General features: G+C 64.9%; 7 protein-coding genes. All 7 read right to left on the reverse strand.

Features of this window, described 5'->3' with window-relative positions:
• Positions 1-22 precede the first annotated feature (22 nt).
• The 7 genes from ABD262_RS08065 to ABD262_RS08095 all read right to left on the reverse strand — a co-directional run bounded on the left by ABD262_RS08065 (position 23) and on the right by ABD262_RS08095 (position 16,485).
• Positions 23-2,032 (reverse strand): AAA family ATPase, encoded by a 2,010-nt coding sequence (locus ABD262_RS08065; protein WP_344133756.1) that lies wholly within the window; start codon positions 2,030-2,032, stop codon positions 23-25.
• On the reverse strand, positions 2,029-5,376 hold the full coding sequence (locus ABD262_RS08070) for a DEAD/DEAH box helicase (RefSeq protein WP_344133758.1): 3,348 nt from the start codon (positions 5,374-5,376) through the stop codon (positions 2,029-2,031). Before ABD262_RS08070 ends, ABD262_RS08065 begins: the two co-directional genes overlap by 4 nt.
• Positions 5,363-7,750, reverse strand: a complete 2,388-nt coding sequence (locus ABD262_RS08075) for a double-stranded RNA binding motif domain-containing protein (RefSeq protein ID WP_344133761.1) — start codon at positions 7,748-7,750, stop codon at positions 5,363-5,365. The genes ABD262_RS08070 and ABD262_RS08075 overlap by 14 nt, the downstream gene beginning before the upstream one ends.
• 536 nt (positions 7,751-8,286) lie before the next feature.
• Positions 8,287-11,496 carry a type I restriction endonuclease subunit R gene (locus ABD262_RS08080; RefSeq protein WP_344133764.1) on the reverse strand — a complete coding sequence of 1,070 codons (3,210 nt, stop codon included), beginning with the start codon at positions 11,494-11,496 and terminating at the stop codon, positions 8,287-8,289.
• A 34-nt stretch (positions 11,497-11,530) separates the two neighbouring features.
• The gene (locus ABD262_RS08085) at positions 11,531-12,637 is read right to left on the reverse strand and encodes a restriction endonuclease subunit S (RefSeq protein ID WP_344133767.1); all 1,107 of its coding nucleotides are present in this window, start codon (positions 12,635-12,637) and stop codon (positions 11,531-11,533) included.
• A gap of 55 nt (positions 12,638-12,692) precedes the next feature.
• Positions 12,693-14,321 (reverse strand): class I SAM-dependent DNA methyltransferase, encoded by a 1,629-nt coding sequence (locus ABD262_RS08090; RefSeq protein ID WP_344133770.1) that lies wholly within the window; start codon positions 14,319-14,321, stop codon positions 12,693-12,695.
• A gap of 1 nt (position 14,322) precedes the next feature.
• Positions 14,323-16,485, reverse strand: a complete 2,163-nt coding sequence (locus ABD262_RS08095; protein ID WP_344133773.1) for a hypothetical protein — start codon at positions 16,483-16,485, stop codon at positions 14,323-14,325.
• Between the last annotated feature and the right edge of the window lie 90 nt (positions 16,486-16,575).

A 16,575-nucleotide genomic window follows, 5' to 3' on the forward strand; every position in this document is an offset into this window, starting at 1 on the left:
GAGGCAGCACAGCAAGGCTGAATCAATGGTGGCGGCTGTGGCGTCGCAACTCGTCAGGCAGGGCCTGGTGGTGCACAACGGCGAGTTCACGGTTTGCCCTAGTGAGGCTCGTGTACAGCGGGCCAACCCGAGCAAGGTTTCGCGGAAATGCTCCAGGCTCCACGACGACGACAGCATCGAACTCGACACCCCTCGCAGCCTCGGCGTCTCTGAGAGCCAGAAGTCGCCCTTCCTTCTGCCAGTCACCCTGGCGTTCCGATCTACGCCAGCCTGCCGACAGCAGACTCTGCTCGAGACTACGTTGCTCCACGGCAATGACTGCAACGGTTCCGCCCGGGTACGCCGCGAGCAGCCGCTCGGCCTCGCGAATCGCCAGCGGGTCTCGTTCAGCGGAGCGCGATGCACGCGTCACCTTGGGGGCAGGTCCGGCCTGTTGAAGCGATTGCGCGCTCCGCTCGCTTCGTGGAAGCAGTGCCTTGGCGAAGTCGAGGATCGGCTGGGTCGACCGGTAGCCACGCTCGATCACGTGGGTCGTAACGCGTGTGGTGTCGGATCCGGCGGACAGCCGGTCGAGCACTTGGCTCCAGGACGTGGCTCCGAAGTCGTGTCGTCGCTGGTTCATGTCACCCACGAGTGTCCAACCGTTCGCGCCGTTGTGAGCTCGAATGATCTCCCACTCCAGACCGGCCACATCCTGCGCCTCGTCGACGACGATATGGCCAAATCGCCGCACAGGCTGCCCCATGATCGACAGCGAGGCCTGAGCGAAGAGCGGAAGGTATCGACGTCTGCGGATTGCAGCACCAAACGTGGGCAGCGTCTTGACCCACGGTCCCGAGATCTCCCCGAGTTTAAGCGGCGATGCGATCGTGCCGCCGCCGCGCACATAGTCATACAGGCGTTCCAGGTTCTTCATCCTTGCTCCTGGGCCAGTGGCCCACGGCTGGTCTTCCCGACATGCCCGAGCGCCCCTGTCGAAGAGATTCTTGATGAACTGACCAACGTCGGTGACAGAGCCATCAAGCTCTCCCGAAAGCGCGTGGTTGATCTGAGCGATCTCTCGAAACCACGCGGGTATCGACTTGACCGAGACCCGTCGCTCGATGTCCAGCGTCTTGACGATGTCGTCCACGTGTCGAACCCATTCGTCGGTTGGTCCGAGCAGCAACAAGCGGTCGACACGCTCGTCGGTCGGCCTCTCGGGACTCACGAGATACGCCGCGCGATGAATCGCGACAATGGTCTTCCCAGTCCCCGGGTGGCCCTGCACGACCAACGGTTCTGCTGCGCTGCGCGTGACAAGGCGATACTGGTCGGGTTGAAGGGTCGCGAGGACGGAAGTGAGCGCAGCAGCGCGAGGCGCGCGAAGGGCGTAGTCCACTGCCTCGACAGACCTCATGCCTCTTCGTAGGGTCTCCTCAGTGCGGGCTGGCCCGGTGGGCATCATGACCGACGTTTCAAATGTCCTCGGCGATGACTCGTGGGAACCAGCGGGGTCCGCGGGCGTGCTCGCGTCGGTGCCCTTGGCAGCCTCACGGCGCTTGGCCCTCCGACCGCTCGGGACCGGCGCGGCAGGTACGTCCAGGCGCCTACGCGCGAACGGGGCCGCATCTCGGGAGGTGTTGGCCAGCCACTCGTCGTAGACCTTGACGATGTCATTGCGTCGCTCGAGCAGCGTCCGGCGCACGACGACGTGGCGCGCGATCTCATGGCTATCCACGTCTGGCTCGTAGAAGACCTTGGCGACGGGCGCGTCCCAGCTCACAACGGCGTGATCGAAATCAGAGAGCCACCTTGCGCCGACGTAGAAGGAAGCCCCTAGATGCTCGTCCTGCACGTCGAGCCCAACGCGGGCTACCAAGGGACCAAGCTGGTCGTAGCTCAAACCCGAGCGTGGCGTGTGGCCAACCCACTTCTCGTTCGCCGCCAAGGCGATCGGGACGGCCCGGCTCAGACGCGCCTCCAAGGCAGTGAGGTATCGGCGGTTCGTGGCGGCTTCGTACGCGAGGTCGTCGGTGTTCTCACTAGTCATTCGGTCACCTCCACCAAACACACGGCCAGGTCTTCCGTGGTGAGGGCGGCATGTGACTTGACGTTCATGTCGTCGTTGAACGAAGCAAATCGAGCGCGCTCTCGGCGCAGCTGTGCATCGAAGAGTGGAATCATCCTGTACCTGCCCCGAAGTCGTAGCGTGTTGATGCGGTCGTTGATGGAGTCGATCCGCCGTGCATGGACCTGCTCAGCGCTCAGCCGTCGTGTCGCCATGAATGCAGTGTTCTCAGACTGCATCTCTCCTTCGCGGGCGATGAGGCGTCCCAGCAGGGCATCAGCGGTTGCCGATACGGCTGCTTGAAGGTCAAGGTCGCCCGGGAGACCTCCTGAACTGAGCCGCCCCAGCGCCAACGCGCCCATGAGTCGATCGCCGAGGTCCGGCACGAGCCCCCCTGTTACCGCGTCAGCAGTCGCGGTCCACACCTCGTGCAACGGACGAATGCCATCCCAGTGCGCGACGCAAAGCTGAACCAAGTACCGGCCGACGGGCACTCCTGCCTCCCTTCGACTCATGACGACGGAGGAGAACCGACTTTGCCGGTGCCCTGGCACGCCTAGCGCTGCTCTCACAAGCGGGTGGGTCGCCGCTAGCAGAGGAATCCCCCCGAGCCTGGACTCCTCTTGGTTCAGCGACAGGTGAAGGGGTTGCTCATTTCTCAGGCTGGAGTGGACCGCGTCCACTTCTGCAGATGTCCTCACGCCGAGACGAACCAGGGCCATGACGTGGCCAGCGAGCTCAGAGTTGCCGACGACCGTTAGGAGGTCATCCGCAATCTCTGATCGTCCCCCATAGGTCTTGACCCAGTCGGCGACCAGTAGGGCCAGTTCAGCTTGACCGATGTATCGACCGGAAGCCACTAGATCCGGCTCGAGCCCTTCGATGTCCACCCCGTCGCTCGAGATCAGATATGGAGCCGCCGACTCCACCTCACCCAGCGCGCGCTCTTGCTCAGCCAACGCAGCGAGAAGTTCTAGGGCGCGCTGCTCTCTCTGTTCGGGCGAGAGCGCGAAGTCCATGAGGGCAGCTTCGACTTCGCCCCATGCGCTTTCGATGATCGGCTCCAACGCGCCAATCGCGTGCTCGAAGACACCAATGCGGTCGAGTACCCGCTCCAAGATTTCCGACTCGATCGTTCCCGGGGTCGTGAAGTTGATGATGATGATCTTGGCTTCGCGCTGCCCGATTCGGTCGATGCGGCCAATTCGCTGCTCGATCTCCATCGGGTTCCAAGGAAGGTCGTAATTGATCAGAACGGAACAGAACTCGAAGTCGAGGCCTTCGCTCGCAACCTTGGTCGCCACCACGATGTCGTAACCACCGGCCCTGAAGTCGGCCATGATTCGATCGCGGCTCTCCTTTGGCACTCCTCCGTGGAGCACCCCCACTCGACACCTACCCCGAAGGTGGCCCTCCAAGTAGGCAAGAGTCCTGCGAGAGAACGTGAAGACAAGAGCCTGCCTACCCTGATCAAGCAGACCACCGACCACGGCGTTGAACTGCTCCAGCTTGGCATCGACGTCCAAGCCTGCAGCGAGGGCGACCAGCTCAGCGCTCGGGGCTACATCGGGACCGCGCGGAACGGTGCGCCTGCCCAAAGCCGAGTCCACCTCATCCCGAACGCCTGCACCCGTCCAGGTGCGGACATAGTCCGCTGCTTCTGGGAGGCAACTGCCCGCGAGGCGTAGCGGCATCTGCATCGCGAAATTCAGAGGCATGGCCTTGGCCTTGGCTCGCTCGACACACCAGCGGTAGAACGCTTGGTAGAAGTCGTGCTCCTCTTGACTCCACTCCACAGACACAGGGCGCGCCTCGCGCACTGCCTTGTCCTCTTGAACCTCGACCTTGCGCGTGCGCGTGATCTGGGAGGCCAGCCCGTGCAACTCACTGCACACCCTCTTGACCTGCACGACGTCGGCGGGCGTCAGATCTGGTCGCGCCAACGTTTCCCTGAGTAGGGCGAAGTCCGGTCGAAGTGTCAGAACACGTCCGAAGGCGCTAGAGGTCAGTCCTTCAAGCCATTGCCGCCGCTTGTCGTTGCCGACGCTCCGGTCGAGGAGCGATGCCGTGATCTTGTGCAGGACGGCGTTGGGCTCGATTCGCTCATGCAATCCTTCGAGGTCTTGGAACTCCCCAGGGACAAGCAGCTCAAGGAGATTGAAGAGGTCTTGGTTCCTGAGGTTCACCGGAGTCGCCGAGAGGAAGACCAGGGCATCGGCCCATTGAGACAGGTGCTCACCCAGAGCGTGGCTCTTCGTACTCGAATTCCGGAATACGTGTGCTTCGTCCACGATCACGAGGTCGAACTGCAAACCGAGCGTGGTCACATCCGCCAAGCCGTCCCACTTTCGCAGGCGCTCGACACTGCACACATACCCGGCGCGCTTGGGCAGGCGGTTGCCCTCCACGCGGGTCCTGATATCTGCCAGAGCCGAGCTCGTCAGCTCGTGCAACTCGAAGCCGAAGCGCTCCTCCATCTCGCGCTGCCACTTTGCAGTCAAGCCAGACGGACAAACAACGAGTACTCGGTCCGCGCGCCTCCGTGCCTCCAGTTCAGTCCACAGCAGGCCAGCCTCGATGGTCTTGCCTAGGCCGACCTCGTCCGCGATCAGCATCCGTAGGGATCCCGACCCAAGGAGCTTCATCACCGGCTTGAACTGGTAGGGCCGGAAGATCGTGCGGGTCGCTCTGAACGAGAACACCGTGTCCGTAAAGCGACCCTCCAGCTTCGCGCGAGTCAATGTCGCCGCGAACCGGTCCGCTGGCACTGGGGGTGTCCTCACCCAGGCATCTGGTGAGTCCAACATGGGCCGACGCATTAACGCGTCCTCGGCCATCTTCTGCGTTCGCCCGCCAGTGAAGACCGAGTAGATCCATCGGCCCTGAAGGTACTGGCGTGCCTTGATCAGGCCATCCATGCCCGAGCCTCGAGTGACGACTTCCTCGAGAACCTCGAAGCTGGGGCGCTCTACCGCCGGCGCTCCGTCCCACAAGTGGTCGAACCAGCTCAAGGCCTGGTCCAGCGCGGAACCCTCCGGGACAGCACCGCTCTGCTCTCGAAGGGGTGCTCCCGGCGGGGCACCTCCCGTGACCACCAGGACGGCCGAGGGTGAGATCCCCGAGAACCAATACAGCCCCTCGGGCAGCGGAGCCGGTGCGGCGATCAGGTGGCGGATGTTGGCCACCAGGGCATGCACGTCAGGCACAACGGTGCCCAACACGAGCATTTCTGAGAAAAGCTTCGTTCTGGCGAGATCGGCCGCGTCCCCAGCAATGGGGTGATAGCCATGCGTGGACTCGATGATGCTTCGGTCAGGAAGGGTCATGCGATCCCCCAGACTTCGTGTGGCTCAGCCTCGCTGTCGGGGAAGCGGAAATCGGGTCTGCGTCTGATTCGGGTCGCTCTGCCCCGATTCGAAGGGCTTCCACGAGTTTCGCCTCAGCGGCTGAGAACTCCGCCGCCGCTTGGTCGTCGAGCCTCCCTTCACCGCCGAGAACCCCCTCCGTCCGTGCCAGGAAGCCGTTGAGAGCAGCCCGACATTCATCGAGCCACGGGTCGCCCAACGCAGACGCCACCGCCATCAGGCCGGTGCGTACCACCGGATCCCGAGGTTCTGGCATCTCGGGGACGGTCACGATGAGCCCTTGGGGTCGTCGTGACCACCGGACGAGGCCAACCACCGCGTCGACGGCCTCGATCACCGGCACGAAAGCGTCCGAGATCTCCGCGCCCCGGACTCGAATGGTGATCGTGCGGCCGGAAGCCTCGTTGGTGCGGCTACTCTCCAGCTCTCCGGAGGCAGAAGCGGCAATCGCAGTCGCCTGCCGTTCCACGCAGTCCAGAATGGCGTCTGCACCCAGGCCCCCTTCAACCGCGTCCAACACGTCCGCGAGCAGGGCCAGTCTGCCTAGGCGATCGCTCACCGACCACTGGCTTATCCGCTGAACCGCATCGACCGACCCATTCGTGCGCGACGGCATATTCCGCGATATCCACGTCCGTACGGCTTCTCGGCGGCGAGTCATAAGCACCGATTCATAGAACCCACCAAGGCGACCCATGAGACTTGCTTGGTCCTCACGGACCATGGAGGACCGTCTGGCTGTCCACGCGGTAAACTGCTCATAGTCCCCGACGGCGAGCAAGTCGACCCCGAGGTGGCCACCTGCCAAAGCGCGCTGGTTACCAATCCGTCCCGACGCGAGCGCGTCCAGCTCGGCAACGAAGAGGGCGCCCACGATACGGTCCGCCTCCGGTTCGGTCGTCGCTGCGGTCGGATCAGGGCGTTCGTCGAGCAAGAGGGCGACTAGGCCACGGGCGGCGTCCTGTTTCGCTGCGGTCTTTCCCGGCATCCAGCCTCCGCGCCAACTCGGTTCCATCGGGACCAGAAAGGTGATCCGAGCCCTGTAGTACCGCTCGTGCTGCGGCCCGCGTTCCTCGAAGGTCACCTGAAAGCGAGCCTTCGCCCGAGCGCAGTAGTTCTGCAGCTGGGTCACGGAATCGGCGGGCGGACTGAAGTCGCGGACCCAACGCGCGACGGACTGCTCCTGGCGATGGAAGATCAGGTCTCCGTTGGCCCGCCACGCCGCGCCTGCAACGGCCTGGACGACGTTCTCCTTAACGTCGGCGGTCAACGTCGCCAACCCCTTTGAACGCAGAACCCCGGCACCGAGCGGCAGGGCGTCCAAGAGGCGTGCCAAGTCGTCACGCGTCACGTGTGGCGCCGTGACTGCCCCGGACGGCGGATCGAAGGTGGCGTTCAATGTGTTCAGCGCGTGCTGGTGTCGAACCAGCGTGGTTAGGACCTCAGCCCCTTCCGTCGCGAGCACCGCGAAATCGCGTTGATGGGCACGAGTCACGAGCGAGGGGTTTTCGTGCACCCAAGACGCGTGGGTGAGCGCCTGACTGACGAGTCCGGAGTCATTCATTTCGAATGCCTCCAGGACCCAATCCCGGGCGCGGTCGTGACGTGGCAGCCGTGCGTCGTACGCCTGGGATCGGCGCACTGGTACTGGCTGGGAAGGCCTCGGAACGGCGTGAGGCAAGTTGCGCTGGACGAAGGTCCTGTAGGCCGCGGAGCGCGCGCTCCGGACTGACCGCTCCGTCGCCGACGCGGTGAGGCCTTTCGCTTCGACCGAAACAGTGAATAGGCGGTCGTGGTCCGGCCCTGATTCGCTTCGATGGACTGTCGGCTCTTGCTTCAGTGTTGAGACAATGAGCTGACGCCAGTCCGGTTCGGGCGCGGAGGGACGGAAGCCAGCCGCCCGTAGTATCGATGCGGCGGGCGTTCGGGACGCGGTCAGCAGCGACAGCGCGCCCACAATCTGCAAGCCCACGAGTTCCGCTGCGTTACTGCGCTGCCCCGCGGCCTGCATGGCACGCTCCCCTCGCCCTAAGAAGGCCGCGCCGAGGCCAACCACCCAGTCTTCGACTGCGACACGCGCCAATTGTTCTTGCTGCAGCGCTGCGCTGACCTCCGCGCTCGACGTGAACTCGCCTACGGTGGAACGAATCTCGTCAAGAAGAACCAGGCGCAGCCAACCGCGTCCCAGCGTCGCAAGGACGTCCAGCACGCGGGCATTGAGGGGGCTGTCCGGCATCGATTCGTAGAGGTAGCTTGAGTGCATGCTCGCCCAGCGGAGCCATTCGACCCCCGCCGCATCAGGGGCGAGATCCAGCCGGGTCAACTCTTTGAGCAAGGCCTCACAAGTTGGCGGGAGCCAAGGCGAAGAAGGTGCCGCGGGGTAGGCCGCTGTCCAGCCTGTGGGGACGATGCGGACGGCGCCCAACCCAAATGGTTCGGCGGCCCCAGCCGGCTGTCCTGGCCATGATTCGGCGGCGCCTCGAAGGTGCGGCGGCGACTTAAGTCGCGTCCCTTGACGTTGGCCGTCACGTGCTCGCGGACGCATATGCGGCAGCCGTCCCCATACCAGTCGGACCACTTCGTCACCCAGCCATGGACGCAGTGTCGGGGTGAGCGCCGCCCTCAGAGCATCCTCGACCCCAAGACACTCTGCCGCACGAGCGCTCCGCCCTGAGACCTCCTCTCGCAGCCGAACGCGTCCCAGGACACGCAGAAGCTCTCCGGCAGGCACCGATAGGTCCCTCGTGACGCTGATCGGACGAGTCTGTGATTCCTGCAAGAGGCGAATCGCCATCCTGTGCAGCGGCTCCGGGGGGTCCGGCTCACCGAGAGCAATGATCCCGACCCACCGGTTACCGAAGCTGTATGCCGTCATGCTCGCTCGCCGAAGTCGCGTGCTGCGAAGCGCGGAGCCATGGCTTCCATCTGGTCCATCACGAGCTTGATCGCGGCTGGCTGCTCGTCCGGCGGGTAGCCATGCTTGATCAGCAGCCGTTTGATCGACGTCCGCAACTTCGCCCGCACATCCTCACGCACCGTCCAGTCAGTGCGGATGTCGCGCCGCATGATCGCAACGAGCTCCCGAGCGATGTCAGCCAGCACGCCTTTCCCCATCACGTCGACGGCAGAGTCGTTCGTCGTCACCGCGTCGAAGTACGCGAGCTCGTCCTGATCCAGCGGCGGCTCGAACTTCGCCCCACGCCCGGCCTCGTCCACGACCTCGTGGGCCAACGCGATGAGCTCGGCGATGACCTCGGCCGAAGTCAGCTGCTGGTTGGTGTACTTGCGCATCAGGTCGGCAATGCGGTCCGAGAACGCCTGCTGTCGGAGGGTGTTGGTGCCGGTCGCCTTCACCGACTCCTTCGCGATGAGATCCCGCAGCGCCTCGATCGCGAGATGCGGGTTCGTGGCCTCTTGGGTCTGCCGGAGGAACTCCGGGCTGAGGTCCATGAGGCTCGGCCGCGGCATCCCAGCCGCGTCATATATGTCGAGGACCTCGCCGGTCTCGGTGCTGTCTGCGATGAGCGCTCCGAGGAGCCGCTGGATGTCCTCGGGGATCGGTTCGCCACGCGACTCTCGGTCCGCCGCATCGAGCTTGGCCATCCAGACGCGGACCTCTTCATAGAACTTCGCCACGGGGCGGAGCTCGTGCAGCTCAGCGGACGTTCCGCACAGCGCCCAGGCGCGTGACAACTGGCTCGACAGACGCCGGTATGCCGCTCCGAGCGTTTCGGTCTCGTCGTCACCCTCCCTGGCTGGCTCGTTCCCGGGAGTGGCCGGGTTGCGCAGGAAGTTGACGGCGTGCTTCACGACGAACGCGTATGCCGCGCCGTCGCCTCGCGCTGACCGGTCGGCGTAGTCCTTGCGCCAGTCATAGCCGGCAAGTAGCTCGTCGAGGCGAGCGATGAGTTCCTTGGTCAGGACGACAGCCTCGCCGACGTTGCGGCCGAGCGGCTTCCCGGCCTGGTCCTCCGAGGTGTACTCGGCGAGCGCCTTCTGGAGGTTTTCTGCGAGTGGGGCGTAGGCGACGAGCAAACCGTCTTGCTTGCCCCGGAACGTGCGGTTGACGCGCGCAAGGGTCTGCATGAGCAGGGCACCCTTCAGGGGTCGATCGAGGTAGAGCGTGTGCAACGGAGGGGCATCGAAGCCGGTGAGCATCATGTCCTTGACGATGACGATCTCGAGCTCGTCGTCAGGGTCCTTGAGCCGGGCCTTTATCGCCTTGTTCTGACCGTCGCGCCGGACGTGGTCAGACACCGGCGGAGTGTCGGTGGGATCACCGCTGTAGACGACCTTGATCCGACCCTTGTCGAGCTCGTCGGAGTGCCAGTCCGGCCGGAGCGCGATGATGGCGTCGTACAAGTTGGCGCAGATCTCACGAGTGCCTCCGACGATCAGGGCCTTGCCTGGGCTGGAGATGAACTTCTCCATCGCGCCCCGTCGAACCTCCCAGTGCGTGACGAGGTCACTGGCCAGCTCGGCGAGTCGTTGGGGTGTGCCGTACACCGCGTTCACGACAGCGACGCTGCGCTCGAGCTGATCCCGCTCGACATCGTCAAGTCCGGCGGTCAGCTCGTCGGCAGCCTGGTCGACGTCCTCCTGGTCGACACCGTCCGCGAAGCGCATCTTGATGAGGCGTGGCTCGAAGTACACCGGGACGGTGGCTCCATCGGCGACCGCACGGCTGAGGTCGTAAACGTCGATGTAGTCACCGAAGACAGCCTGGGTGTTGCGGTCGTCGAAGGAGATCGGGGTACCGGTGAACGCGATGAGCGTCGCCTTGGGGAGGGCGTCCTTGAGGTGGCGGGCGTAGCCGTCGAGGTCGTCGTAGTGACTGCGGTGCGCCTCGTCGACGATGACGATGATGTTGCGACGATCGGAGAGGAGCGGGTGACTCTCCCCCGCGTCCTTCTCCTCCTTGGACAGCCCGAACTTCTGCAAGGTGGTGAAGTAGATACCGCCTGTCGTGCGGTCGGTGAGCTCGCCTCGGAGGTCGGCACGGGTGGCGATCTGCTTCGGCCGCTCCGCGAGGAGCTGGCTCTGGGCAAACGTGTCGAAGAGCTGGCCGTCGAGCTCGGTGCGGTCGGTGACCACGACGATCGTCGGGTTGAGGAGCTTGAGGTGGCGTTGCACCGCGTGGGTGTAGAGCTCCATCTCCATCGACTTGCCGGAACCCTGCGTGTGCCAGACGACGCCCGCCTTGCCGTCAGACTCGACGGCATCGACGGTCGTGCCGACGGCTTTGGTCACAGCGAAGTACTGGTGCGGCTTGGCGATCCTCTTGGTGAGGCCCTCGGCGCCGGAGTCGAAGGCGACGAAGTTCCGCATCAGCTGGAGGAAGCGCTCGACGTTGAAGACGCCCTCGATGAGGAACTCCAACCCCGTGCCGAGGTGAACGTCGTCGATGACCTCGCCGAATGCGACCGGCTTGCCGTCGTCGTTGACGTTCCACGGCGAGAAGTGGTTGAGCGGTGTGAACGGGGTGCCGTACTTCGCGATGACCCCATCGCTCGCCACAGCCACGACGGCGAACCGGAACGCCATGGGGAGTTCCTTCAGGTAAGTCTGCAGCTGCGCGTGGGCAGCGGCGACGTCGGCAGACTGCTTCCCTGCCTTCTTGAGCTCGAGGATCGCGACTGGAAGCCCATTGCAGTAGAGGACGAGGTCGAAGCGACGTTCGACGTCCCGTGAACGGACAGTGACTTGACTGACGGCGAGCCAGTCGTTGTCGCTCGGGTCTGTGCTGATGAGCCGGATCGTCGGGTTCTGTTCGGTGCCGTCGCTGTCGATCCACGAAATGCCGCGGTAGCCCTCGACCATGAAGCCATGGGTCCGGTGGTTCTCGGTCATCGCATCGCCCGAGGTCGGGCGAAGGATGTCGGCAGCGGCCTGTTTGAGGTACTCGGGCGGCACCCGCGGGTTGAGTTCTCTCAGTTTCGCGAGGAGACGCGACGGGATGACGAGCTCGTCCCACGACTCACGCTCACCCGAGCCTGGCGCGATCAACTTGCCCTCGACGGGCCGCCACTCCTGCTCGGCCAAGGCATCGAGCGCGAAGGCCTCCCATTGCGCCTCGGACATCCCGCCCCTTCCCACTCCCCCTGCACTGCTCATTTCAGACAGCCCCCTCGACGACGCGCTCCGCGTCCTTGACTCGAATCCTGCCCGACATTAACTCCGGCAGCAGCGCATCCCGCATCGCCGCCAACCTGTCGCGCTCCTGGGCCCCTGCAACCAGGGCACGAAGAACGGGCTCGGTCCGACGATCGAAATCAGCTCTCACGTCTGCCATTGGCCACAGAATGTGCTCGCGGAGCAGGTCCGACTTGTTCAAATGGATAACCGTAGTCCCGGTCTTGTAGCCCTCGATTCGTCCCATTGGCGCACGAAGCGCTTCACGTACAAACGCCGGACCTGCCTCGTCCGCCGTGACGCGGCAAACGCGCTGGTTGAGCAGCCCAGGCTTGCCCAACCACCACGTGGGACGGAACTCGGCATCCATGCCCACGACCACGTCGCCTGGCTGAACGAGCACCTCCTTCGGCCTTGATTCCGTCGTCCACACTTGAGAGCTGAACGTCTTGAGGTCTCGGATCCGAATAAGGGGACGCCCCTTCCCTGCTGGGACGAACTGCGCGCCACCAAAGGGCTCCCCAAACGCGACGGTGAGGATCTCCATCAGAGGCTCGGTGACCGTTCCCGGTGCGCGAACAGCTCGCTGGTACATGGCCTCGATAAGCGATGCAGCGGTTGACTCCTTCCTAGTGTTAGCTGCGATCTTGGCGTCGAGCGCCCCCAACACCGCCGCGATCCCCCGCTGCTGCTCAATCGTTGGCAGGGTCAGCTTCATGTGCTTGAGATGGCTTGGCCCGAAGTGATTCATGACGCTGCCAACGCCCATCTCGATGATCTGTTGCTTGAAGCCCGGCGATCTCAAGGCGTATTGGATGAACTCTTGGGCGACTTTGTCACCCTTGGGTCGGAAGCGAATGATCCCCGTGTATGGAACGGCGCCGACGCCCTCTGCACTAACAATGGCGACCTCGCCAAGCGAAGCTGACGTGCTAAGCAGGACGTCACCCTCCTCGACACGGAAGTGCTGCCACTTGGCCTCTACCTTTTCAGGGTCGAGGTAGTTGCAACCGGTGAGAAGATCCGCGCCTGGCTTCAGTCCAGCCAGGCGGATGAGGGGAACCCCTGATTGGTGGAAGTCAACTGCCATGATTCCCGGACCCTCTCGGAAATCTAGGGCATCAGCGAGAGGGACGACCGCAAGTTCAGACATCCACCCTCCCGAGCTGGCGACGAACGTCGGCTTCGAGGCGTGCCGATTCGTCGAACTGGGCGAAGAGGTCCTTAGTCAGCCGCTCGATCTTCTCCTCAATTGGCTCCCCGTCGTCCTCGGCCTCGGTGGCTCCGACGTACCGGCCCGGCGTCAGGGCATAGTCCGATGCCTTGATATCGGCCAACGCCACCGTCTTGCAGAATCCGGCGACATCCTCGTAGGTCAGGCCCACATCGGTCGCGGACTTCGTCCCGCGCCAGGCGTGAAAGGTGCTCGCGATCGTCGCGATGTCCCCGTCCGACAGGGCCCGCTCCGCGCGGTCGACCATGTGGCCGAGCCCGCGGGCGTCGATGAAAAGAATCTCGCCGCTGCGGTCTACAGTTCCGCCCTTGCCCTTCGACTTGTCCTTGGCGAGGAACCACACGCAGACCGGGATACCGGTGCTCCGGAAGAGCTGCGTCGGCAACGCGACCATGCACGACACGAGGTCGGCCTCGACCAGCTGCGCCCGGATGTCCCCCTCCCCGTTGGAGTTCGACGACATCGACCCGTTGGCCATGACCACTCCAGCGGTGCCGCCCGGAGCGAGCTTGCTGATGATGTGCTGGATCCACGCGTAGTTTGCGTTCGTGGCCGGCGGCACTCCAAAGCGCCACCGCGGGTCGTCCTCCTTGCGAGCCCACGCCTTGATGTTGAACGGCGGGTTGGACATGACGTAGTCCATCTCGACGTCCGCGTGAAGGTCGATCGCGAACGTGTCGCCCCAGACGGCGCCGAGCTGACCGTTGAGTCCGTGGATGGCGAGGTTCATCCGAGCGAGCCTCCAGGTCCGTTCGTTGAGCTCCTGCCCGTAGATCGAGATCGCCGTGAGGTCCTTGTTGTGGGCCTCGAGGAACTTCTCGGCCTGGACGAACATGCCGCCCGACCCGCACGCTGGGTCGTACACGCGACCGTGGGTCGGCTCGAGCACCTCGACGAGTGTGCGCACGACGCTGGGCGGCGTGAAGAACTCGCCACCGCGCTTGCCCTCGGCGCGGGCGAACTTCTCTAGGAAGTACTCGTAGACCTCGCCGAGAAGGTCGCGCGCCTTCGAGGCGCCTTCGCCGGTGAAACGGGCACTGTTGAAGAGGTCGATGAGCTCGCCCAGCCGGCGTTGGTCGACGTTGTCCCGGTTGTAGATCCGCGGCACGGCGCCCTTGAGGCTCGGGTTCGCGCCGACAAGCAGGTCCATTGCCTCGTCAACGAGCTGTCCGATGTTCTTGTGCGGCTGACCGTCCTGCGCCGGAAGGCCCTTCGCGTGCTGGGCGAGATACGGCCAACGAGCGGTCGGGGCAACCCAGAAGACATTGTTTCCCGTGTACTCGTCGACGTCGTCGAGCTGACCGCCGACCTTCGCCTCGTCCCACCCGTCGGCGAGCAGCTCGGCTTTGATCTCTTCGCGGCGCTGCTCGAAGGAGTCAGAGACGTACTTGAGGAAGACGAGCCCGAGGATGACGTCCTTGTACTGCGACGCGTCCATCGAGCCGCGCAGCTTGTCGGCGGCCTTCCACAGCGTGTCCTTGAGCTCCTTCATTGTCGACGGCGCTGTGGGTGCTGCAGCCTTCTTCGTCCTGGGGGGCATGTCAGTGGCCTTCCTGAGTGTCTGTCTGAAGTCGAGTGGGGTCGGTTGCGGTCAGGGCTGGGAAGGTGATCGTCAGGGCACCGCTCGCGGCACCGTCGATGAGGGTCGAGGCCAGGTCGTCGAGGGCGACGAGCCGCGCCAGCAGCGACTCGCGTTCACCGTCGATGGCAGCGGTCGCCGTGCCCAGGGCTACAACGGCATCGCCGGTGAGGAGGCGTAGCGACCAACGCCGCCAGCCGCCATCGACGGGGCCGGATGCACCCCGCACGTCGACAGCCACGACCGACGGGAGGAAGCACCTTCGGCCGACATCGGTGACTCGAAGGACCCGAGCGGGCGCTTGGACGACGGACCCGCCGGCGGTGTCGACCCAGGCGCCGACTCGGGGGCTGGAGCACGCGATGACGTCTCCCGGCTCGGTCAGCCGACCAGCGGGATAGCGGTCCGCGAAGGTCACCAGGTCGATACGGCGAGAGCCCAGCACCGAGTCACCCAGCACCTCGGCTGCGCCGATGACCACGAGTCCTTCGGGTCCTGCGGTGACGTCCTCAGCGTTCAGGCGATTGCCGGGGCGGGCTCGCAGGTTTCCGTCCGTCACTGCCTGACCGACGGTCGTCACCCTCGCGCGGGTTGTCGTCGACCTAGAGGTGGAGTCGGCTGCCTCGACCCGCATGCCCGTTAGCGAAGTGGGTGCCAGCTGGTCAAGACGCTGCTCGATGATCGCGGCCAGCCCGGCGCCGGAGGTGGAGCGGACACCGGTTGCGCGCGGACGGGCAACCCGCTCCACAAAGGACTTGCGCCCGGGGAGGAGCGAAGACGTCGAGATTCGACTGGCGAACCGGAACTGGTGCCCGATCACCTGGTCGGACTCTTCCCCTCCGGCCACGACGGCGGCATGTCCGGACTTGGCCGAACGCTCATCAGGTGTCATCGCTGCTACGACGTCGGTGACGATGGCATCGATGACCGACCCATCGAGCGACTGGTCGCTGACGTCCCCGACCACGGTCCACCGGTCACGCACCGGCACTGCTCCATGGGCCGGGCCGAGCACCCACAGCGCCAGTGCCCGACATGGTGAGCGGGGCACGAGTCCTCGTGGCAGTCGGATCGCCGCACGCAGCCTGTCCCCACGAATCACGGCATCGCGCGCCAGGTCGATCTCGGCGGTCGCTGCGCGGTCGGTGAGCGCACTGGCCGGCCCGATCACGACGACGCGGGAGTCGTCGGACAGCTGCACGATGAGGTTGCCCAGGACGTCGAGGACCTCGAGGTCCGAGAGCCCGGGCTCACCCGCCGGCGGGACCTGAAACACATGCACCGCGACATCGCCTGACCCCCCCACGAGGGCGAAGTCGCCAGAATCGTCCGACACCACATTGACGCGGTGGAGGTCGTGGACGCGGAGCCGGCGCCTGGCCAGCCGAGCGACCGGTGAGTCGAGTGAAACGGTCGCGACGCTGGGAGCCAGCTCACCGGCATACAGCTTGCTCGTTCTGAGGAGGAGGTCAGCACTCCCGTCGGTGACGTCGACGAAGCATGGGGCTACGGCACCGGCGTCGGCCGCGAGGGCGACTGCCGTCCGGGCGACGAGAGTCTGTGCCGCAGGCGTCAATGTCGTGGCGGCATGGCCCGGGTAGGACGCTCGCGCCCGCTGGGATAGCAGTCGCTCGAACGCGGCCGAGGGTGAGTACGAGGCGTTCGCCAGTTCTTCCGCGTGAGCGGCCAAGGGCTCCAGCTCGCGACCCAGGTCAACGATCTCGCGCAGCAGGAACGCGTCGTCGGGGTCCATGCTCCGCGCCAGGACGTGCAGCTCGGCCGAGGTGAGGCCGCCCAGTAGTGCGTCCGTCATCGCCGCGAGGCACAGCAGAGCCGTTAGGCCTTGGATGGTGACCACCTCGTCGAGGTCCGTGAGCCTGGCGAGCTTGGCGTGGGCGACGAGGTCGTCGCCGGCCTCCGGGTTGTTGCCGCGCGAGGTCGCCGCGAGGTAGTCGGCCACCTCCTGTGCATCGAACCTCTCCTCACCGGAGACCCGCCCAACCGCACTCGGGAAGGCGTGGCCAGCAAGGGGGCGCCGTCGCCACATCGAGACGACTGGCCGCTGTACGTCCGCAAGACGCGCGATGTCGCTGAGCGACAGCTGCAGTCCGGCTACGTTCGTCATGCGGACCTCCCTGCGGGCTCTGGCTGTTGGGCCCAACCTAGAGCGATGCACAGGCTTGTAGTTGTCGATGGGTGATAACTGGGGTTATCG

It is taken from the genome of Pedococcus bigeumensis, assembly GCF_039531795.1.
GTDB classification, from domain to species: Bacteria; Actinomycetota; Actinomycetes; order Actinomycetales; family Dermatophilaceae; genus Pedococcus; species Pedococcus bigeumensis.